This is a genomic window from Microbacterium sp. P5_E9, from assembly GCF_054049175.1.
Map to the genome: position 1 here is coordinate 191633 of NZ_JBFUMV010000004.1, position 16726 is coordinate 208358.

At 70.2% G+C, this 16726-nt stretch carries 15 protein-coding genes; 7 read left to right on the forward strand and 8 right to left on the reverse strand.

Translation table 11 applies throughout. The features are described 5' to 3' along the window. Positions 1 to 17: 17 nt before the first annotated feature. On the forward strand, positions 18 to 572 hold the full coding sequence (locus tag ACXJ3V_RS08895) for an isochorismatase family protein (protein ID WP_457099929.1): 555 nt from the start codon (positions 18 to 20) through the stop codon (positions 570 to 572). A 21-nt stretch (positions 573 to 593) separates the two neighbouring features. Here ACXJ3V_RS08895 and ACXJ3V_RS08900 read toward each other — a convergent pair whose 3' ends face one another. The 3 genes from ACXJ3V_RS08900 to ACXJ3V_RS08910 all read right to left on the reverse strand — a co-directional run bounded on the left by ACXJ3V_RS08900 (position 594) and on the right by ACXJ3V_RS08910 (position 3355). After that, positions 594 to 1946: a threonine/serine ThrE exporter family protein gene (locus tag ACXJ3V_RS08900; RefSeq protein WP_457099930.1), complete on the reverse strand. Its 1353-nt coding sequence runs from the start codon at positions 1944 to 1946 to the stop codon at positions 594 to 596. Positions 1947 to 2188: 242 nt separating this feature from the next. Further along, positions 2189 to 2335, reverse strand: coding sequence for a hypothetical protein (locus tag ACXJ3V_RS08905; RefSeq protein ID WP_457099931.1), 147 nt, complete (start codon positions 2333 to 2335; stop codon positions 2189 to 2191). A gap of 84 nt (positions 2336 to 2419) precedes the next feature. Beyond that, complete coding sequence (locus ACXJ3V_RS08910) at positions 2420 to 3355, reverse strand: aldo/keto reductase (protein WP_457099932.1); 936 nt, start codon at positions 3353 to 3355, stop codon at positions 2420 to 2422. A gap of 111 nt (positions 3356 to 3466) precedes the next feature. Between ACXJ3V_RS08910 and ACXJ3V_RS08915 the strand changes: the two genes are divergently transcribed. Then, positions 3467 to 3874, forward strand: a complete 408-nt coding sequence (locus ACXJ3V_RS08915) for a VOC family protein (protein WP_457099933.1) — start codon at positions 3467 to 3469, stop codon at positions 3872 to 3874. 7 nt (positions 3875 to 3881) lie between these two features. Here the strand turns inward: ACXJ3V_RS08915 and ACXJ3V_RS08920 are convergent, their stop codons facing one another. The 5 genes from ACXJ3V_RS08920 to ACXJ3V_RS08940 are packed head-to-tail and all read right to left on the reverse strand — an operon-like array spanning position 3882 to position 8476. Then, positions 3882 to 4730: an energy-coupling factor transporter transmembrane component T gene (locus ACXJ3V_RS08920; protein ID WP_457099934.1), complete on the reverse strand. Its 849-nt coding sequence runs from the start codon at positions 4728 to 4730 to the stop codon at positions 3882 to 3884. Next, entirely contained in the window at positions 4727 to 6535 is a 1809-nt protein-coding gene (locus ACXJ3V_RS08925) for an ABC transporter ATP-binding protein (protein WP_457099935.1), read from the reverse strand. Before ACXJ3V_RS08925 ends, ACXJ3V_RS08920 begins: the two co-directional genes overlap by 4 nt. 3 nt (positions 6536 to 6538) lie before the next feature. Beyond that, positions 6539 to 7090, reverse strand: a complete 552-nt coding sequence (locus ACXJ3V_RS08930; RefSeq protein ID WP_457099936.1) for an ECF transporter S component — start codon at positions 7088 to 7090, stop codon at positions 6539 to 6541. A 46-nt stretch (positions 7091 to 7136) separates the two neighbouring features. Continuing rightward, positions 7137 to 8150, reverse strand: a complete 1014-nt coding sequence (locus tag ACXJ3V_RS08935) for a pirin family protein (protein WP_457099937.1) — start codon at positions 8148 to 8150, stop codon at positions 7137 to 7139. Continuing rightward, positions 8147 to 8476 carry a GNAT family N-acetyltransferase gene (locus ACXJ3V_RS08940; RefSeq protein ID WP_457099938.1) on the reverse strand — a complete coding sequence of 110 codons (330 nt, stop codon included), beginning with the start codon at positions 8474 to 8476 and terminating at the stop codon, positions 8147 to 8149. The genes ACXJ3V_RS08935 and ACXJ3V_RS08940 overlap by 4 nt, the downstream gene beginning before the upstream one ends. Before the next feature lie 164 nt (positions 8477 to 8640). Between ACXJ3V_RS08940 and ACXJ3V_RS08945 the strand changes: the two genes are divergently transcribed. From ACXJ3V_RS08945 to ACXJ3V_RS08965, 5 genes are all read left to right on the forward strand, one after another. Next, positions 8641 to 9543, forward strand: a complete 903-nt coding sequence (locus ACXJ3V_RS08945) for an SGNH/GDSL hydrolase family protein (RefSeq protein WP_457099939.1) — start codon at positions 8641 to 8643, stop codon at positions 9541 to 9543. Positions 9544 to 9650: 107 nt separating this feature from the next. Then, positions 9651 to 12272, forward strand: coding sequence for a DEAD/DEAH box helicase (locus tag ACXJ3V_RS08950; RefSeq protein ID WP_457099940.1), 2622 nt, complete (start codon positions 9651 to 9653; stop codon positions 12270 to 12272). Between the two features lie 130 nt (positions 12273 to 12402). Continuing rightward, on the forward strand, positions 12403 to 14325 hold the full coding sequence (gene recQ / locus ACXJ3V_RS08955) for a DNA helicase RecQ (RefSeq protein ID WP_457099979.1): 1923 nt from the start codon (positions 12403 to 12405) through the stop codon (positions 14323 to 14325). A gap of 162 nt (positions 14326 to 14487) precedes the next feature. Next, the gene (locus ACXJ3V_RS08960; RefSeq protein WP_457099941.1) at positions 14488 to 16161 is read left to right on the forward strand and encodes a formate--tetrahydrofolate ligase; all 1674 of its coding nucleotides are present in this window, start codon (positions 14488 to 14490) and stop codon (positions 16159 to 16161) included. Positions 16162 to 16195: 34 nt separating this feature from the next. Then, positions 16196 to 16720 (forward strand): glutathione peroxidase, encoded by a 525-nt coding sequence (locus tag ACXJ3V_RS08965; RefSeq protein ID WP_457099942.1) that lies wholly within the window; start codon positions 16196 to 16198, stop codon positions 16718 to 16720. Positions 16721 to 16726: the final 6 nt, after the last annotated feature.

The following is a 16726-nucleotide window of genomic DNA, read 5'->3' on the forward strand; positions in this document are numbered from 1 at the left end:
TGGAATCGGAGGACGAAATGACCAGCCCCATCGACCGTCCAGGCACCGCATTGCTGGTGATCGACGCCCAGAACGGAGTCTTGGCAGGCGCGCACCAGCGTGATGCCGTAGTTACCAACATCGCGGCCCTGATCGGCCGTGCCCGGTCAGAGTCGGTGCCTGTCGTCTGGGTCCAGCACTCCGACGAGGGTCTCCCGATCGACAGCGACGCCTGGCAGATCGTGCCGGAACTCACCCCGGCCGCCGAAGGCGTCGTGATCCGCAAAGAGTATGGCGACGCGTTCGAGGCGACCGAGCTCGAGCGGGTGCTGGCCGAGGGCGGCATCGGGCACCTCGTGATCAGCGGGGCGCAGACCGACGCGTGCGTGCGCGCCACCCTGCACGGCGGCTTCGTCCGCGGCTACGACGTCACACTGGTCTCGGACGCGCACACCACCGAGGACCTCACCGAGTGGGGTGCGCCGCCGCCCGCTCAGGTGATCGCGCACGCCAACCTGTACTGGACGTTCCAGACGGCTCCGGGCCGTGCGGGCAAGGTCGTGCCGACGGCGGAGGTCGCCTTCACCCGGTGACGCTGGGCGCTGACCAGGTTGTCAGAGCGCGGGCCGCCGCATCCGGTTCGACAGGCTCGAACCGGCCAGAACTCCGAGAGCGATCGCGACCATCGTCGCGAGGGTGGCGACGAGGGAGGCCGATGCCGCTGAGTCGCCGCCGAGCACATCGGCCACGCCCACCAGTCCGAGCGCACCAGGCACGAGCAGCGAGAACGCGGGTGTGAAGCTGACGAGCGCCGCGGGTCCCGACGGCTGCCGGGCCACGAGGGCGGTCACCGGTGTCACACACAGCGCGCCCACGAACGCCGACAGCACCCCGCCCACGACGAGACCACCGAGCACCTGCGCTGCGTAGGCGATGTAGAGCACGAACAGGATCCACGGGATCGAGCGGCGCGGCGCGGAGCGGTGCACCGAGATCGCTACGCCGAACACGGCGACGGCGATCCACGGCGCGATCGGCCCGAGATGGTCGGGGTGCGGGCTGAAGTCGAAATCGGGCACGCCGACGAGAGCGCCGGCGGTCACGATGCCCGCGCTGAGGAGAACGAGCTGCATCGCCCCCGCCGCCGCGCGTCCCGCGCCGGAGATCATCTGACCCGTGGACAGCTCCAGGACAGCGGTGGTGAGCAGGGCGCCGGGAAGGAGAACGACGAGCGGAGCGAGCAGCGCCGCCTCGATGCCGGACCCCCACCCCAGTCGCAGAAGCAGGAACACCATGGCCGCCACGAGGAACGCGATTGCGACCGTGATCAGCGCACCGTAGCGCCGCGGCACCCGCTCGCTCAGGAGCAGCGCGGCGCCGGTTCCCAGCCCGAGTGCGGCGGCGAGGGCGACGCCGGTCCACGATGCACCGAGCAGGACGGAGAGCGCCGCGCTCAGGAGCCCATAGCCGAGCACTCGCAGGACCGGACCGTAGCCGGGTGGCATCTCGTGAATCCGGTCGATCCGCTCGATGGTGGACGCGGGGTTCAGGACACCGGTGCGCGCGGCATCCACCGTCTGCTGCACTTCGTCGATCTGGGAGAGCAGGAGCCGGCCGTCGCCGGTGCTCACCGCGCCAGTGCGGTGCTGACCCTGCCCGCGCGCAGAGACGAGGAGGGCGTTCGGGAAGACCAGCACCTCGCTCTCCGGCAGGCCGTTGACGCGGGCGATGTCGCCGAGCACATCCTGCACCGTCTCCACCGAGTAGCCGGCCTGGATCATCGCGCTGCCGACGGCCTCGGCCGCCGCCAGCGCCGCGGGCGCATCCGGCGGGTCGGTGGGCGCGACCGGCATCGAGCCGGTGATCCGGGCGGCGCGAGCGCTGACGGCGATGTCTCGTTCGGCGCGGCGCCGCACGGCCAGCAGCAGCACCGCGCCGGCGAGCAGCACCGCGATTGCGATGAACATCGAGAGCATGGGACTCGCCTGTCTGCCGGGGATCAGCCGAAGCTCGCACGGGTGTCGCGGCGCAGTGACGGCCTCGGTGGCTGGGGACCACCGAGGCCATCGCGCAGACGGGAGTCTGTGCGGCGACCCGAACGCCGATGTCTCGACCGCAGCGCGGCACTGCTCGATCAGATTATCTGCGCGCGAATCCTGACGCCGACCCATTGACCGCGGGCCGATGGGCCTGCTATGCGACGCTCGTTCTAGCGGTTCTTGATCCTCGTGATCGAGTCCGTCTCGGCGGCGCGGCTGTTGGCCGCCTTCTTGTCGTGCTTCGCGGTGCGCTTCTCTTTGAGCGTCTTGGCGGGTGCGGTCTTGCCGCCTTCTTTACGAGTGGACTTCTCGCCCATGGGTCGTGCTCCTTCGAGAGCCAGGGTGACCCTATGCGGCTGACGCTACACGGACCGCCGACGAACCGGTCATCCGCCGTCTCCTCAGGGGACGATGTGCCCCGCCGCGCGGAACAGCTCGTACCACTCGGGGCGGGTCAGCGCGAGGTCCGAGCCGAGCGCCGCGCCCCGCACACGCTCAGGGTTCGTGGTGCCCAGGACGACCTGCATCTGTGCCGGGTGCCGGGTGATCCACGCGGTCGCGATGGCGATCGACGGCACGTCGTACGTCGAGGCCAGTCGGTCGAGGACCGCGTTCAGCTCGGGATACTCGGGGGAGTCCAGGAAGGCCCCGGTGAAGAAGCCGCCCTGGAAGGGCGACCACGCCTGGATCGTGATGTCGTTCAGCCGGCAGTAGTCGACGATGCCGCCGCCGTCGAGCACGACCGACTGGGCCTCGGCGACCATGTTGGCCGCCACGCCCTGGGCGATGATCGGCGAATGCGTGACCGACAGCTGCAGCTGGTTCGCGACGAGCGGCTGGCGCACCGACTTCTTGAGCAGATCGATCTGGCGGGGAGTGTGGTTCGAGACGCCGAAGGCGCGCACCTTGCCTGCGGCCTCGAGCTGGTCGAAGGCGCCCGCGACCTCGTCGGGTTCGACGAGGGCGTCGGGGCGGTGCAGCAGCAGGATGTCGATGTAGTCCGTCTGCAGCGCCTCCAGCGATTCGTCCACGGACTTGATGATGTGCTCCGCCGAGAAATCGAAGTACGGTCCCGGATGCCGGATCCCGGTCTTCGTCTGAAGGGTGATCTCCGCCCGCTCCGAGGAGGAGAGCTGCAGCGCTTCTGCGAAGCGTCGTTCGCAGCCGTGCCGCTCGCGGCCGTAGATGTCCGCGTGGTCGAAGAAGTCGATGCCGGAATCCCGCGCCGAGCGCACCAGCTCGCGGACATCGTCGTCGGACATGTCGGCGATCCGCATCACTCCGAGGACGACATTGGGGGCGACGATGCCGGCTGCGGACAGGTTGATCGATTTCACGTGTGCTCCTCGGAATGCGGGTTCGAGCCGGAAGGGGGGAGCCACGCTCGGCTGCCCGACCTCGACCCTTCAGTCTCGACGATGTCGGAGCGATCCGGAAGACTCGGCTCCATGGCTGTCTTCGACCATCTCGGCATCACCATCGATGATCTGGCCCGTTCGATCGCGCAGTTCGATCCCGTGATGGCAGGGCTCGGATTCACCCGCTCAGACGCGGAGAGCTCCGTGTCGTGGTGGCGGGAGGGTGAAACCGAGCTGATCCTGTTCCCCGCCCGCGAACCGGGCAGCGGTCCGCACCGGCACGGCCGGGTCGGCTGGCAGCACCTCGCGTTCGCGCTCGATTCGCGGGCGGAGGTCGATCGGCTGCATGCGCTCGCGCTCGATGCCGGCTGGTCGGCGGTGCGCGAGCCGAAGCTGTACCCGCGCTTCAACGACCGGTACTACGCCACGTTCGTCGAAGACGACAACGGCATCCGGATCGAATTCATGCACAACCCGCCGCGCGACACGGCGAGCTGAGTTCGGGTCACAGCCCCCAGGGCTGCAGCGCGATGAAGATCGCGGTGGACGCCGCCAGGAAGAGGATGACGAAGACCGTGTCCCGGGCACGCCAGGGCACCAGATGACGCTCGGTGCGGTCGGGATAGGCGCCGAAGGCGCGGGCATCCATCGCGAGCGCGACGCGTTCGGCGTGCCGGATCGCCCCGGCGAGCAGGGGCACGAGATACCCCGCCCATCGTGCCGTCGCGGCGAACGGCCCGCGACCGCCATGGGCGCCGCGCACGCGATGCGCCTGCCGGATCACCTCGAGCTCGTGACCGAAGCGCGGCACGAAGCGGAACGCGGCCAGCGCCGTGTAGCCGATCCGGTACGGCACCCGCAGCTGCTGCACCATCGCGCGCACGAGGTCCGGTCCGCTCGTGCTGAGACCGGCGGGGAGCGCGAGCGCGACGATCGCGGCGAGCCGCAGCGCCGTCGCAAAGCCCAGCTCCAGGGCGCCCGAATAAAGAGTCCAACCGCCCACCTGCCAGATCGCGGAGGTCTGGTCGACCTGAGCAGGATCGGTCCACAGGGCGAAGCCCGCGCCGATGACGGCCACCCCGACCGGAAGCGCAGCGAACAGCAGCAGCGCGAGCTGTCGGGTGAAACGTACGCCGATCAGCACGGTCGCATACGCCAGCGCAAGGAACGCGAGCGGGGTCGCGGCATCCCGCACGAACACCAGCAGCAGCATCGCCGGCGCGGGACCGGCGAGCTTGCCGAGCGGGTTCAGCCGGTAGAGGAAGCGGACCGGAGCCGCAGGTTCGGGCTGCGCGTAGGGATCGGGCGCCGCTCCGGGCGGCGGGGCCGTGGGCACGAAAGCGGGGCCGGTCACGGCATCCGCCCCTTCGTCTGCTCCGCTGCGGGAGGTCCCGGCTGCGGCGGCGCGGCGGGGAGGTCGGCGAGCCGGCCCACGTGGGAGAGGGACGGATGCCGCGAGAGCCCCTGCAGGCCGCGGCGCAGCGCGGGCAGCCGCAGCCCCGCGCCCTCGATCAGGGTGCTGTCGGCGAAGACCTCTGCGGTAGGTCCGGCGGCGAGCAGACGCCCGTCACCGAGTAGGACGGTGTGGTCGGCGTACTCGGCCACCAGCTGCATGTCGTGGGTCACCACGAGCACGGTCGTGCCGTCCCGGTTCAGTTCCTGCAGGAGCATCAGCAGCTCGTCGGCGCGGGCGCGATCCTGGCCGAAGGTCGGTTCGTCGAGGACCAGCACAGGCGCCCCCGCGACCAAGGCGGTCGCGACCGACAGCCGGCGCTTCTGGCCGCCGGAGAGGAGGAAGGGATGCGTGTGCGCCTTGTCGGAGAGCCCGAACCGCTCGAGCACTGCATCGGTGCGTGCGCGCACCGATGCATCCGGGAGATGCTGGAGCCGCAGGCCATGGGCCAGTTCGTCGAAGACCGTGTGGGCGATGAACTGGTGCTCGGGATTCTGGAACACGAACCCGACGCGTGCGGAGAGGGTGCGCGCATCGCTGCGGCCGACGTCGATGCCGTCGATGTGCACGGTGCCGTGCGGCGGCGGAATGACCCCCGCGATCGCCTGGATGAGGGTGGTCTTGCCAGCGCCGTTCGCGCCGACGACCGCGACGAAGTCGCCCGCCCGCACGTCGAGTTCGATGTCGTGTAGCACCTCGGTGCGGCCGCGGCGGACGGTGAGACCGCGGACCCGGATGAGCGGGTCGGCGGGCGGCAGCGGTCCCTGAGCTTGTCGAAGGGTCCGCGGGCTGATTTCGGCGTGCGCGGACGCGGACGCTTCGACGAGCTCAGCGACAGCTGGGGGCGGCGCCGACTCCAACGCGGCGTGGAGCTCCGCCGGGGTCAGCGGGAGGGGATCGAGCACGAACCCCGCCGATCGCAGCCGCAGCGCGGCCAGGGCCGAGATCGGCAGCCAGACGCCGAGCTCATGCAGCTCCTCGGCTCGGCCGCGAAGCACCTCGTCCACCGGTCCGTCGGCGACGAGGCGGCCGGAGGCGTCGAGCACCACGACCCGGTCGACGAATCCGACGGCCGCATCGAGGTTGTGCTCGACCAGCACGATCGCCCGGTCGCCGGTGGCGACGAGCTCGGCGAGGGCGCGGTACACCTCGTCGATGCCCTGGGGATCGAGATTCGCCGTGGGTTCGTCGAGTACGACCAGCGGCGATCCCATCGCGAGGGCGCACGCGATCGCGAGCCGCTGCCGCCCGCCGCCGGAGAGGCGGTCGGGGTTCTCGCCGCGGCGTTCCCACAGTCCCACTCGGCGGAGCGCGGCCTCGGAACGGGCCAGCACGTCCGCCACGGGCATGCGCAGGTTCTCCGGCCCGAACGCCACCTCATCGAGCACCGTCCCGGTGACGAGCTGCGCGTCCGGGTCCTGGAAGACCATGCCGACGCGGGTGCTCAGCGTCGCGACCGGGGTGGCGCCGACATCGAGCCCATCCACGATGACCGTTCCCGACATGGTGGCGGGCAGGTCGTGCGGGATCAGGCCGTTCAGGGCGAGGGCGAGGGTCGACTTGCCCGAGCCGCTCGGGCCGAGCACCAGCACCACCTCGCCCGGCGACACGTTGAAAGAGATCCCGGCCGGGGTCGCGGCATCCGCTCCGGCGTGCGTGATCGCCAGATCGCGCACCTGCAGGAAGGGTGTGGGGCTGCCGTCCACGGCTCAGCGCTGGGCGGTGCGGGCGACGCCGGCCCGGCGCAGGCCGGATCCGATGGCGAGCGCCACTGCGGTCCAGGCGACGGGCCCGAGCACCGCGAGCACGAGGTAGACGATCTGCGCCCACAGGGCGAGGGTCGACAGGTGCGCGGCGAAGAAGACCGCCGCAGCGACGACGACACCGATGAAGAGCGCCGAGATGAAGAACCGCCACGCGTTCCAGACCCGGTAGCGCGTGATCGCCGCGACGAGCTCCTGAATGCCGCCGAAGAGGATGGCGGTGCCGAGGAACCGGAACGCCCACTGCGGTGCCATCGCACTCGCCACGAGTGCCGCGATGAGGTGTGCGATCAGGGCGACCCATGGCTTGCGGAGCAGCTCCTGGGCGACGATGCCCGGCAGGACGTGCGCGCCCAGCACGAAGCCGTAGACGATCGGAACAGTGGCGAGCACGACCGGGGTCACCCATCCGGCGATGCCGGCGACGACACCCGTCGCGACGCCGATCGCGGCGCACGTCAGCAGGACGCTGGTCGAGAGTCGGGATGCCGTGGCCACCTGTAAAGCGTAGTGCCCGGGTTAGTCGACCCTTACATGGGTTCCGCTACGGCCGACGCCGGCGCTGGGTGAGGCGGACAGCGGGCATCGGAGGTGCGGGAATCCGCACGTCGCCGTGCCCTTCGACACGACCGAACCGGTCGGAGCCGGCCTCCCACGCCTCGCGCGCCTCGACGATCTCTTCGTGCGTCCGGCCGACGAAGTTCCACCACATCACGATGTCGTCTTCGAATGGAGCGCCGCCGAGCAGGAAGACGACCGCGCCCTCGGAGCTTCCGAGCTCCACGCCTTCGCGCCCCGTGCCGAGGTAGAGAAGTCGCAGGGAATGAAGGTCGGCGGCGGATGCCGCGTCGTCCGCAAGGGGCGGGTTCTGCGTTGCCCGCAGCCCACCGTCGATGCCCACCAGGGCGTACTCCCAGGCCGGGTCGAGGGGAAGCCGCACGCGCGATCCGGCCGGGATGCGGATCTCGGCGCCGACGATCGGCGTGTAGGTCGTCGCCGGGGATGCGGCGCCACCGAACTCTCCGAGCACCACCACGGCCGCGGCATCCGGTCCCTCGATGGCGGGCAGGGCGACGATCGGGAGGTCATCGTGCCGCTCGAAGGCGGGTGAGCCGTGCCGGCGATCTTCGGGGAGGGCGACCCAGAGCTGCAGCGCGTCCAGCGGGACGGCCTCCTCGCCGACGGAGTATTCCGAGTGTGCGATCCCCGCACCGCTCGTCATGAGGTTCAGCGCCCCGCGCGTCACCACGACGTCGCTGCCGACGGTGTCGCGGTGACGCACCTCGCCGACGAACGGCCAGGTGACCGTCTGCAGCCCGATGTGCGGGTGCGGCTCGACGCGCATCCGCGTCACCTGCGGTCCGAACCGGTCGAGGAAGCACCACGCGCCGACCATCGGCAGATCGCGCTGGGGGAGGCTGCGGTGCACCTCCATCCCGCGCACGCCGCCGAGCGGCACCTCGCGCGAGTCCAGCAGCAGCCAGCGCGGGCCGATGTCCGCGGACGCGTCGGGCGAGTGGGCGGCGAGCTCGGTGGGGTCGGTGTCGAGGCGGGTCATGCGTCCGCCTCCCAGGGGAGCGCTGCCGGCCATTCCACGGTGAGCCCAGGCACGGGGTTCTGGCGCAGATAGCGGCGAACAACGGGACACACCGGCACGACGGACTCGCCGCGGGCCGCGACATCCGTCATCGCCTGCGAGATGAGCACGGTGCTGAGTCCCCAGCCGCGATAGGCGGGGTCGATCTCGGTGTGCGGGAAGACGAGGCGCCCGGGGCTCTCCACCTCGAACTCCGTGAAGCCGCCGAGCACGTCGCCGACCAGGATCTCGTAGCGACCCGCCTCATCGTTGCGGCGGACCGTGAGTTCTTCATCGTGCGCGGCCATCGGCATCCTTTCGTGCGTCCTTTTCAACGTAGGGGCGCCACCGGCATTCCACCAGCGGCGCGGCTCTGGCGCGCCCGCGGGCGGAGGTCTAAGGTCGGCTTCAAGTCCGGCAAAGATGCCGGATCCAGTGATTCCGGGGGGAATCCGTTCGATTTGGGGAAATCATGCGACGACGTCTGCTCACCACCATCCTCACGGTCACGGCCCTGAGCGTCACGGCGCTGGTCGGCGCCGCGCCCGCCTCAGCGTCGGTCCTTCCACCCGGCGTGCCGTATGTGGCCATCGGCGACTCGGTCGCCTCCGGCAACGGCCTCATGCCGTACTACGACTCCACGTGCCTGCGGTCGAAGAAGGCCTACCCGACGGTGCTCGCCGGCCTGATGGGCGGCACTGTGGAGTCGGCCGCGTGCTCTGGCAACAACACGACACAGATCGCCGCGCAGGCATCGGCGCTCGCACAGCAGGGCAAACTCGGCTGGGCGACGCAGCTCGTGACGATCACGGCAGGGGTGAATGACCTCCCTTGGATCCTCGTTCTGGGCGCCTGCAGCAACCTGGGCTCGCTCGAGCAGTGCCAGGGTGCGATGGGTCTCCTCGGAAACCCGGCGGGCCCCGCCGCGGGAATCCCGGCCGGCCTCGCCACCGCGATCGGGGTCGTCCGGGCGGCCGCCCCGACCGCGCTGATCAGGGTGACCGGCTACCCGTTCCTCTTCGGAGCATTCGACGGAACGTGCAGCGTCGGCGCGGCAGGACCGGGCACGCCGATGAAGTTCGGGCAGGCCCAGGCGAACATGCTGGACGACCTCGGGGTCACCGGCCTCAACTCCGCGGTCTACGCAGGCATGTGGACATACCTGCGCGCGTACCACGACGCCACCGGCACGGTGGATAACCGCATCGAATACGTGGACCTGACCGCCGCCTTCGCCACCCACGGGCTCTGCGACAGCAGCGACCGCTGGGTCAGCGGGCTCGTCAATGGTCAGCCCAAGGATCGCGGGTTCCACCCGAACGCGGCCGGCCAGCAGGCCATCGCCGCCACCATCGCGGCGACGCTACCCGGGTAGACCCGCGCTCGACCGATCCTGCCGGCGGGGCGTGGCAACCGCTCACCCCGCCGGTGCTTCTGCTCTGCCAGGCCGGGTCTCGCCACCCGGCCTGGCAGACTCATGAGATGCCCCACACGCTGCTCGAGCACGTGCCCGTCGGCGCTGACGCCGACACCGCGTACCTCGGCTTCGTCGAGTGGGCGTCCGAACAGGGGCTCACCCTCTACCCCGCTCAAGACGAGGCGATCATCGAGATCGTGTCGGGGGCGAACGTCGTGCTGTCGACGCCCACCGGCACGGGCAAATCGCTCGTCGCGGTGGCCGCGCACGCGGCGTGCCTCGCCCGCGGCGGCCGCACCTATTACACGGCGCCGATCAAGGCGCTCGTGAGCGAGAAGTTCTTCGCGCTCGTCGACATCTTCGGCGCCGCGAACGTCGGCATGGTGACGGGCGACTCCTCGGTCAACCCCGACGCGCCGATCATCTGCTGCACCGCCGAGATCCTCGCGAACCTCGCGCTGCGCAAGGGAGCGGACACCGCGGCCGACCAGGTCGTCATGGACGAGTTCCACTACTACGGCGATCCGGACCGGGGGTGGGCGTGGCAGGTGCCGCTCCTCCTGCTGCCGCGCGCGCAGTTCATCCTCATGTCGGCGACGCTCGGCGACGTCACCACGATCGCCGACGACCTCTCGCGCCGCACCGGCCGTCCGACCGCCCGCATCACCGGGGTCGAGCGTCCCGTGCCTCTGCACTTCTCCTACGCCCGCACGCCCGTCCATGAGACGGTCGAGGAGCTGCTTCTGACCGGGCAGGCGCCGGTGTACATCGTGCACTTCTCGCAAGCGGCCGCCATGGAGCGCGCCCAGGCGCTGTCCTCGATCCGGATCGTCAGTCGCGAGCAGCGCGACGCCATCGCCGAGGCGATCGGCGGCTTCCGCTTCACGACCGCATTCGGACGGATGCTGTCGCGCTACGTCCGCGCCGGGATCGGCGTGCACCACGCCGGCATGCTCCCGCGCTACCGCCGGCTCGTCGAGACGCTCGCTCAGCGAGGTCTGCTGCGCGTCATCTGCGGCACGGACACCCTGGGCGTCGGCATAAATGTGCCGATCCGCACAGTGATGATCACGGCCCTGGCGAAGTACGACGGACAGCGGATGCGGCAGCTCAGCGCCCGCGAGTTCCACCAGGTCGCCGGCCGGGCCGGGCGTGCGGGCTATGACACCGCCGGGACCGTCGTCGTGATGGCGCCCGACCACGAGATCGAGAACGCGGCGTCGATCGCCAAGGCGGGCGACGACCCGAAGAAGATCCGCAAGATCGTGCGAAAGAAGGCGCCGCAGGGGTTCGTCAACTGGGGTGAGGCCTCGTTCGAGCGGCTCGTCGAGGCGGAGCCGGAACCGCTCGTGCCGCAGCTGCAGCTGACCGCAGCGATGCTGATCAACGTGATTGCCCGTGGCGGCGATGTGTTCTCGAACGTCCGGTCGCTCGTCTTCGACAACCACGAGCCGAAGGCGCGCCAGTACGAGCTCGCCCGCCGCGCGCTCGGCATCTTCCGCACCCTCGTCGCGGCACAGGTGGTGGTTCACGACGACGAGGGCGGCGGCATCCGTCTCACCGTCGAGCTGCAGCCGAACTTCGCGCTCAACCAGCCCCTGTCGCCCTTCGCGCTCGCCGCCATCGGCCTGCTCGACCCCGATGACTCACCCGTACGCCGCATCCCGCTCACAGACTTCGCAGGCGGCGACCAAGTTCGCAGCGAATACGCCGAACTGTCCGAAGCTCGCGCGGATCTGCGAACTCTGAGAGGGGCGTCGGGCTCCGCCGGCACCGGACACTACGCCCTCGATGTCGTGAGCATCATCGAGGCCACGCTCGACGACCCGCGCCCGGTGCTCTCGCAGCAGCAGTTCCTCGCGCGCGGCGAAGCCGTGGCGGCGATGAAGCGCGACGGGATCGAGTACGAGCAGCGCATGGAGCTGCTCGAGGAGATCACCTACCCCAAGCCGCTCGAAGAGCTGCTCGCGCAGTCCTTCGAGGTGTTCGCGTCGAGCCAGCCGTGGGTGCGCGACTTCGAGCTGTCGCCCAAGTCGGTGGTGCGTGACATGTTCGAGCGTGCTCTGGCGTTCGGCGAGCTGATCTCGCTGTACCAGCTCGCCCGCAGCGAGGGCCTCGTGCTGCGGTACCTCAGCGACGCGTACCGGGCGATCCGCCAGACCGTGCCCGTCGAGGCGCAGACTCCCGACCTCCTCGATCTGGTCGCATGGTTGGGCGAGCTCGTCCGCCAGGTCGACTCGAGCCTCGTCGACGAGTGGGAGAGCCTGATCAACCCGGTCGCCGACCCGTCCGCGCCGGTGGTGCCGCCGGCACCGCCGTCGGTGTTGACGAACCGCCGCGCGTTCCTCGTGCTGGTGCGCAACGAGCTGTTCCGGCGGGTGCGGCTCGCGGCGCTGCAGAAGGACGATGAGCTCGCCGCCCTCGACCCCGAGGTGGACTGGTCGGCGGCCCTCGATTCGTACTTCGACGAGCACGACGAGCTGCTGGCGGGCGGGCCCGCGCGCTCGCCGCGACTCGTGACCATCGATGAGACGGATGCCGCGGCATCCGGCGTCTGGAAAGTCGAGCAGACGATCGACGATCCTGAGGGCAACCACGATTGGCGCATCCGCGGCGAGGTCGACCTCGCCGCCTCGGAGGAGAACGGCACCGCGGTCGTGCGGGTCACCGAGGTCGTCCGGCTCTAGCCCGGCCGTGTCGGCGCGCCCAGCTACGCTGGGGCGGGTGAGCAACGCCGACCCCTACGCCGATATCGACTGGGATCGGGCCGACCTCACCCCTCCGGCCGACGACTGGGCTCCGCCGGAAGACGGCTGGATGCCGCCGCCCGACGACGCGTTCGACGGCAGGTTCAGCGGCCCGGTCGCACGAGGGTCGAGCCCGGTCGGGGCATCCGCCCCGCCCCTCACCCCGCGGGCCACCCCATCGCGTTTCCCCACTCCGCTTGCGGCCCTCCACACGGTCTTCGGCTTCGAGGCGTTCCGCGGCAACCAGGCCGCCGCGATCGACCAGGTCGTCGCCGGCGGCGACGCGGTCGTGCTCATGCCCACCGGCGGCGGCAAGAGCCTGATCTATCAGATCCCCGCTCTCGTCCGCGACGGGACGGGCCTCGTCGTCAGCCCGCTCATCGCGCTCATGCACGACCAGGTCGACGCGCTCGTCGTGAACGGCGTCCGTGCCGCCTACCTCAACTCCACCCAGTCCGCGCCGCAGCGCGCGGCGGTCGAGCGCGCGTACCTCGCGGGCGAGCTCGACCTCATCTACGTCGCGCCCGAGCGGCTCTCGAACGCGTCCACGCGCGCGCTGCTGCAGCGCGGCGCCCTGAGCGTCATCGCGATCGACGAGGCCCACTGCGTCTCGCAGTGGGGGCACGACTTCCGCCCCGACTACCTCACCCTGGGCGACCTCGGTGAGCAGTTCCCCGGCGTGCCCCGCGTCGCCCTCACCGCGACCGCCACCGACGCGACGCACCGCGAGATCACCGACCGCCTGCGGCTGACCGATGCGCAGCACTTCGTCGCGAGCTTCGACCGGCCGAACATCCAGTACCGCATCGACCCGAAAGTCGAACCGCGCAAGCAGCTGCTCGCCTTCATCCGGGCCCAGCCCGAGCGCGCCGCCGGGATCGTCTACGCGCTGAGCCGCAAGAGCGTCGAGCAGACCGCCGACTACCTGCGCACGCAGGGGATCGATGCGCTGCCGTACCACGCCGGGCTCGACGCATCCGTCCGGGCCGCGAACCAGTCCCGGTTCCTCCGCGACGACGGGGTGGTGATGGTCGCGACGATCGCCTTCGGCATGGGCATCGACAAGCCCGATGTGCGCTTCGTCGCCCACATCGACCTGCCGAAGTCCGTCGAGGGGTACTACCAGGAGACCGGCCGCGCCGGTCGCGACGGCGAGCCCGCCGTCGCCTGGATGGCCTACGGCCTCGGCGACGTCGTGCAGCAGCGCCGCATGATCGATCAATCGCCGGGCGAGCGGTCGTACAAGACCCGCCTCGGCCAGCACCTCGACGCGATGCTGGCGCTGTGCGAGACGGTCGGATGCCGTCGCCAGAACCTGCTCGGCTACTTCGGCGAGGCATCCACGCCGTGCGGCAACTGCGACACGTGCCTGGAGGCTCCAGAGACGTGGGACGGACTCGTCCCCGCGCAGAAGCTGCTGTCGACGATCGTGCGGCTCCAGCGGGAGCGCGGCCAGGCGTTCGGCGCGGGGCATCTCGTCGACATCCTGCGCGGCGCGTCGACAGACCGCATCCGCCAGCAGGGGCACGACAAGCTGTCGACCTACGGCCTCGGTGCCGACCTCACCGATCAGGATTGGCGCAGCGTCGTCCGGCAGCTTCTGGCGCAGCAGATCCTCGTGTCGCAGGGCGACTATGGCACGCTCGCCCTCGGCGATGCCGCCATGCCCGTGCTGCGCGGTGAGGCCCCGGTGCCGCTCCGTCGCGACGTGCTCGGCAGAGCTGGCGCATCCCCTCGCGCACGCAAGGCCTCGGCATCCGATGCCCTCGATGCCGCGGCGCGGCCCCTCTTCGAATCGCTCCGCGAATGGCGTGCGCGGGTCGCGAAAGAGCAGGGGATGCCCGCCTACATCGTCTTCGGCGATGCGACGCTGCGCGCGCTCGCCGAGCACCGACCCGCGTCCCTCGCGGATCTGCACGGGATCACCGGCATCGGCGACAAGAAGCGCGAAGCGTACGGCGAGGCCGTGCTCGCGGTCATCGCGGCGGCCTGAATTCTCGCCGATCGTCGACCCGTCGCCTGGGCTCATGTGAGCACGAAGTTCAATGAGAATTCCGAACCTATGGCCACATTGCGTCAACCGCGCAGGTGAGCCATGCCCCCGGCATCCGTCGCCGTAGGCTGGCGAGCGTCGACGCCGACGAACGGGGAACCAGTGCCGCTCAGCAACATCGAGATCGCCCAGGCCGCGACCATGCGGCCCATCACCCAGGTGGCGGAGGCGCTCGGCATTCCCGAGCCGAGTCTGGAGCCCTACGGGCGGTTCAAGGCCAAGGTCTCGCTCGACTTCCTGCGAGGGCTCGAAGACACGCCTCGCGGCAAGCTCGTCCTCGTCACTGCGGTCTCGCCGACGCCCGCCGGCGAGGGCAAGACCACGACCACCGTGGGGCTGGGCGACGCACTCACGCGCATCGGCGAGCGCGCCATGATCTGCCTGCGCGAGCCTGCCCTCGGACCCGTGTTCGGGATGAAGGGCGGTGCGGCGGGCGGCGGCTACGCCCAGGTCGTCCCCATGGAAGACATCAACCTCCACTTCACCGGCGACTTCGCGGCGATCTCGGTGGCCACGAACCTGCTCGCCGCGCTGATCGACAACCACATCCACCACGGCAATGCGCTCGGCATCGATGTGCGGCGGATCACGTGGCGGCGGGTGCTCGACGTGAACGACCGCGCTCTGCGCGACGTCGTCGTGGGACTCGGCGGTCCGAACAACGGCTATCCGCGTGAATCCGGCTTCGACATCGTCGTGGCGAGCGAGGTGATGGCGATCTTCTGTCTCGCGACGAGCGTCGCCGATCTCAAGGAGCGCCTCGGCGACATCGTCATCGGGCACACTCGCGACCGAAAGGCGGTGCTCGCCCGCGACCTGCAGGCGCACGGCGCCATGACCGCGGTGCTGCGCGACGCCCTCGCGCCCAACCTCGTGCAGACCCTCGAGCACACGCCCGCCTTCGTGCACGGCGGCCCGTTCGCCAACATCGCACACGGCTGCAACTCCGCGATCGCGACTCAGTCGGCGCTCCATCTCGCCGACTACGTGGTGACCGAGGCCGGGTTCGGCGCCGACCTCGGCGCGGAGAAGTTCATCGACATCCTCTGTCGCTCCTCGGGGCTGCGCCCGTCGGCCGCGGTGATCGTCGCGACGGTGCGGGCGATGAAGTACCACGGCGGAGTGGAGGTCGAGGGCCTCCCGCACGAGGACGTGGCGGCGCTCGAGCGCGGCACCGCCAACCTAGTCCGGCACCTCACCACCGTGCGCGAGACCTGGGGCCTGCCGTCGGTGGTGGCGATCAACCATCGTGCCGAAGATACGGATGCCGAGGTCCAGGCGCTCGTCGACGCGGTCCAGCGTGCCGGGGGCCGGGCGGTGGTCGCCCGCCACTTCGCCGAAGGCGGCTCAGGCGCCGAGGAGCTGGCCCGCGAGGTCGTGCGGCTCTGCGGCGAGGCATCCGAACTCCGCTTCACCTACCCCGACAGCGACGGACTGTGGCAGAAGATGCGCGCGATCGCCACCCGCATCTACGGGGCCTCCGACATCACTGCCTCGACCGCCGTGCGCGCCCAGATCCGGCGCCTTCAGGACGAGGGGTACGGCGACTATCCGGTGTGCGTGGCGAAGACCCAGTACTCCTTCTCGACCGACCCGAAACTGCGCGGTGCGCCGTCGGGGCATGACGTCGACATCCGGGAGGTGCGCCTCGCCGCCGGTGCCCGTTTCGTCGTCATGATCTGCGGTGACATCATGACCATGCCGGGACTTCCTCAGGCACCCGCCGCGAACACGATCGACGTCGATGAGCAGGGCCGAATCGTCGGACTCTTCTAGGAATTCCCGCACCCGATCTCGAGTTGGAGACTCTATGACCATCAGCGACATCCCGTTCCACACGATGGAGGGCGAGGAGCAGACGCTCGCTGACTACGACGGCAAGGCCGTCCTGATCGTGAACGTCGCGTCCCGCTGCGGCCTCGCCCCGCAGTACGAGACGCTCGAGCGGCTGCAGCGCGAGTACGGCGATCGCGGCTTGCAGGTCCTCGGCTTTCCCAGCAACCAGTTCCTGCAGGAGCTCGGCAGCAACGAGGCCATCAAGGAGTACTGCTCGCTGACCTACGGCATCTCGTTCCCGGTGCTCGACCGGGTGCGCGTCAACGGCCGCAAGGAGCACCCCCTCTATACGGAGCTGAAGAAGACTCCGGATGCCGATGGCAAAGCAGGCCGCGTCACGTGGAACTTCGAGAAGTTCCTGGTGAGCCCCTCGGGTGAGGTCCACCGCTTCCGCCCGCAGACGGTGCCCGATGACCCCCGGGTCATCGCGGCCATCGAGGCGAGCCTGCCCGCGGCGCCCGCGAGCGAGGCTGAGCCCGCGGTCGAGCAGGCCTCTTAGCGCTGC

What these genes read in the sequence shown, in the direction of transcription:
- ACXJ3V_RS08895 (WP_457099929.1), top strand. Translation starts at nt 18, where the DNA reads ATGACCAGCCCCATCGACCGTCCAGGCACCGCATTGCTGGTGATCGAC.
- ACXJ3V_RS08900 (WP_457099930.1), bottom strand. Translation starts at nt 1,946, where the DNA reads ATGTTCATCGCAATCGCGGTGCTGCTCGCCGGCGCGGTGCTGCTGCTG.
- ACXJ3V_RS08905 (WP_457099931.1), bottom strand. Translation starts at nt 2,335, where the DNA reads ATGGGCGAGAAGTCCACTCGTAAAGAAGGCGGCAAGACCGCACCCGCC.
- ACXJ3V_RS08915 (WP_457099933.1), top strand. Translation starts at nt 3,467, where the DNA reads ATGGCTGTCTTCGACCATCTCGGCATCACCATCGATGATCTGGCCCGT.
- ACXJ3V_RS08935 (WP_457099937.1), bottom strand. Translation starts at nt 8,150, where the DNA reads ATGACCCGCCTCGACACCGACCCCACCGAGCTCGCCGCCCACTCGCCC.
- ACXJ3V_RS08940 (WP_457099938.1), bottom strand. Translation starts at nt 8,476, where the DNA reads ATGGCCGCGCACGATGAAGAACTCACGGTCCGCCGCAACGATGAGGCG.
- ACXJ3V_RS08945 (WP_457099939.1), top strand. Translation starts at nt 8,641, where the DNA reads ATGCGACGACGTCTGCTCACCACCATCCTCACGGTCACGGCCCTGAGC.
- ACXJ3V_RS08950 (WP_457099940.1), top strand. Translation starts at nt 9,651, where the DNA reads ATGCCCCACACGCTGCTCGAGCACGTGCCCGTCGGCGCTGACGCCGAC.
- recQ (WP_457099979.1), top strand. Translation starts at nt 12,403, where the DNA reads ATGCCGCCGCCCGACGACGCGTTCGACGGCAGGTTCAGCGGCCCGGTC.
- ACXJ3V_RS08965 (WP_457099942.1), top strand. Translation starts at nt 16,196, where the DNA reads ATGACCATCAGCGACATCCCGTTCCACACGATGGAGGGCGAGGAGCAG.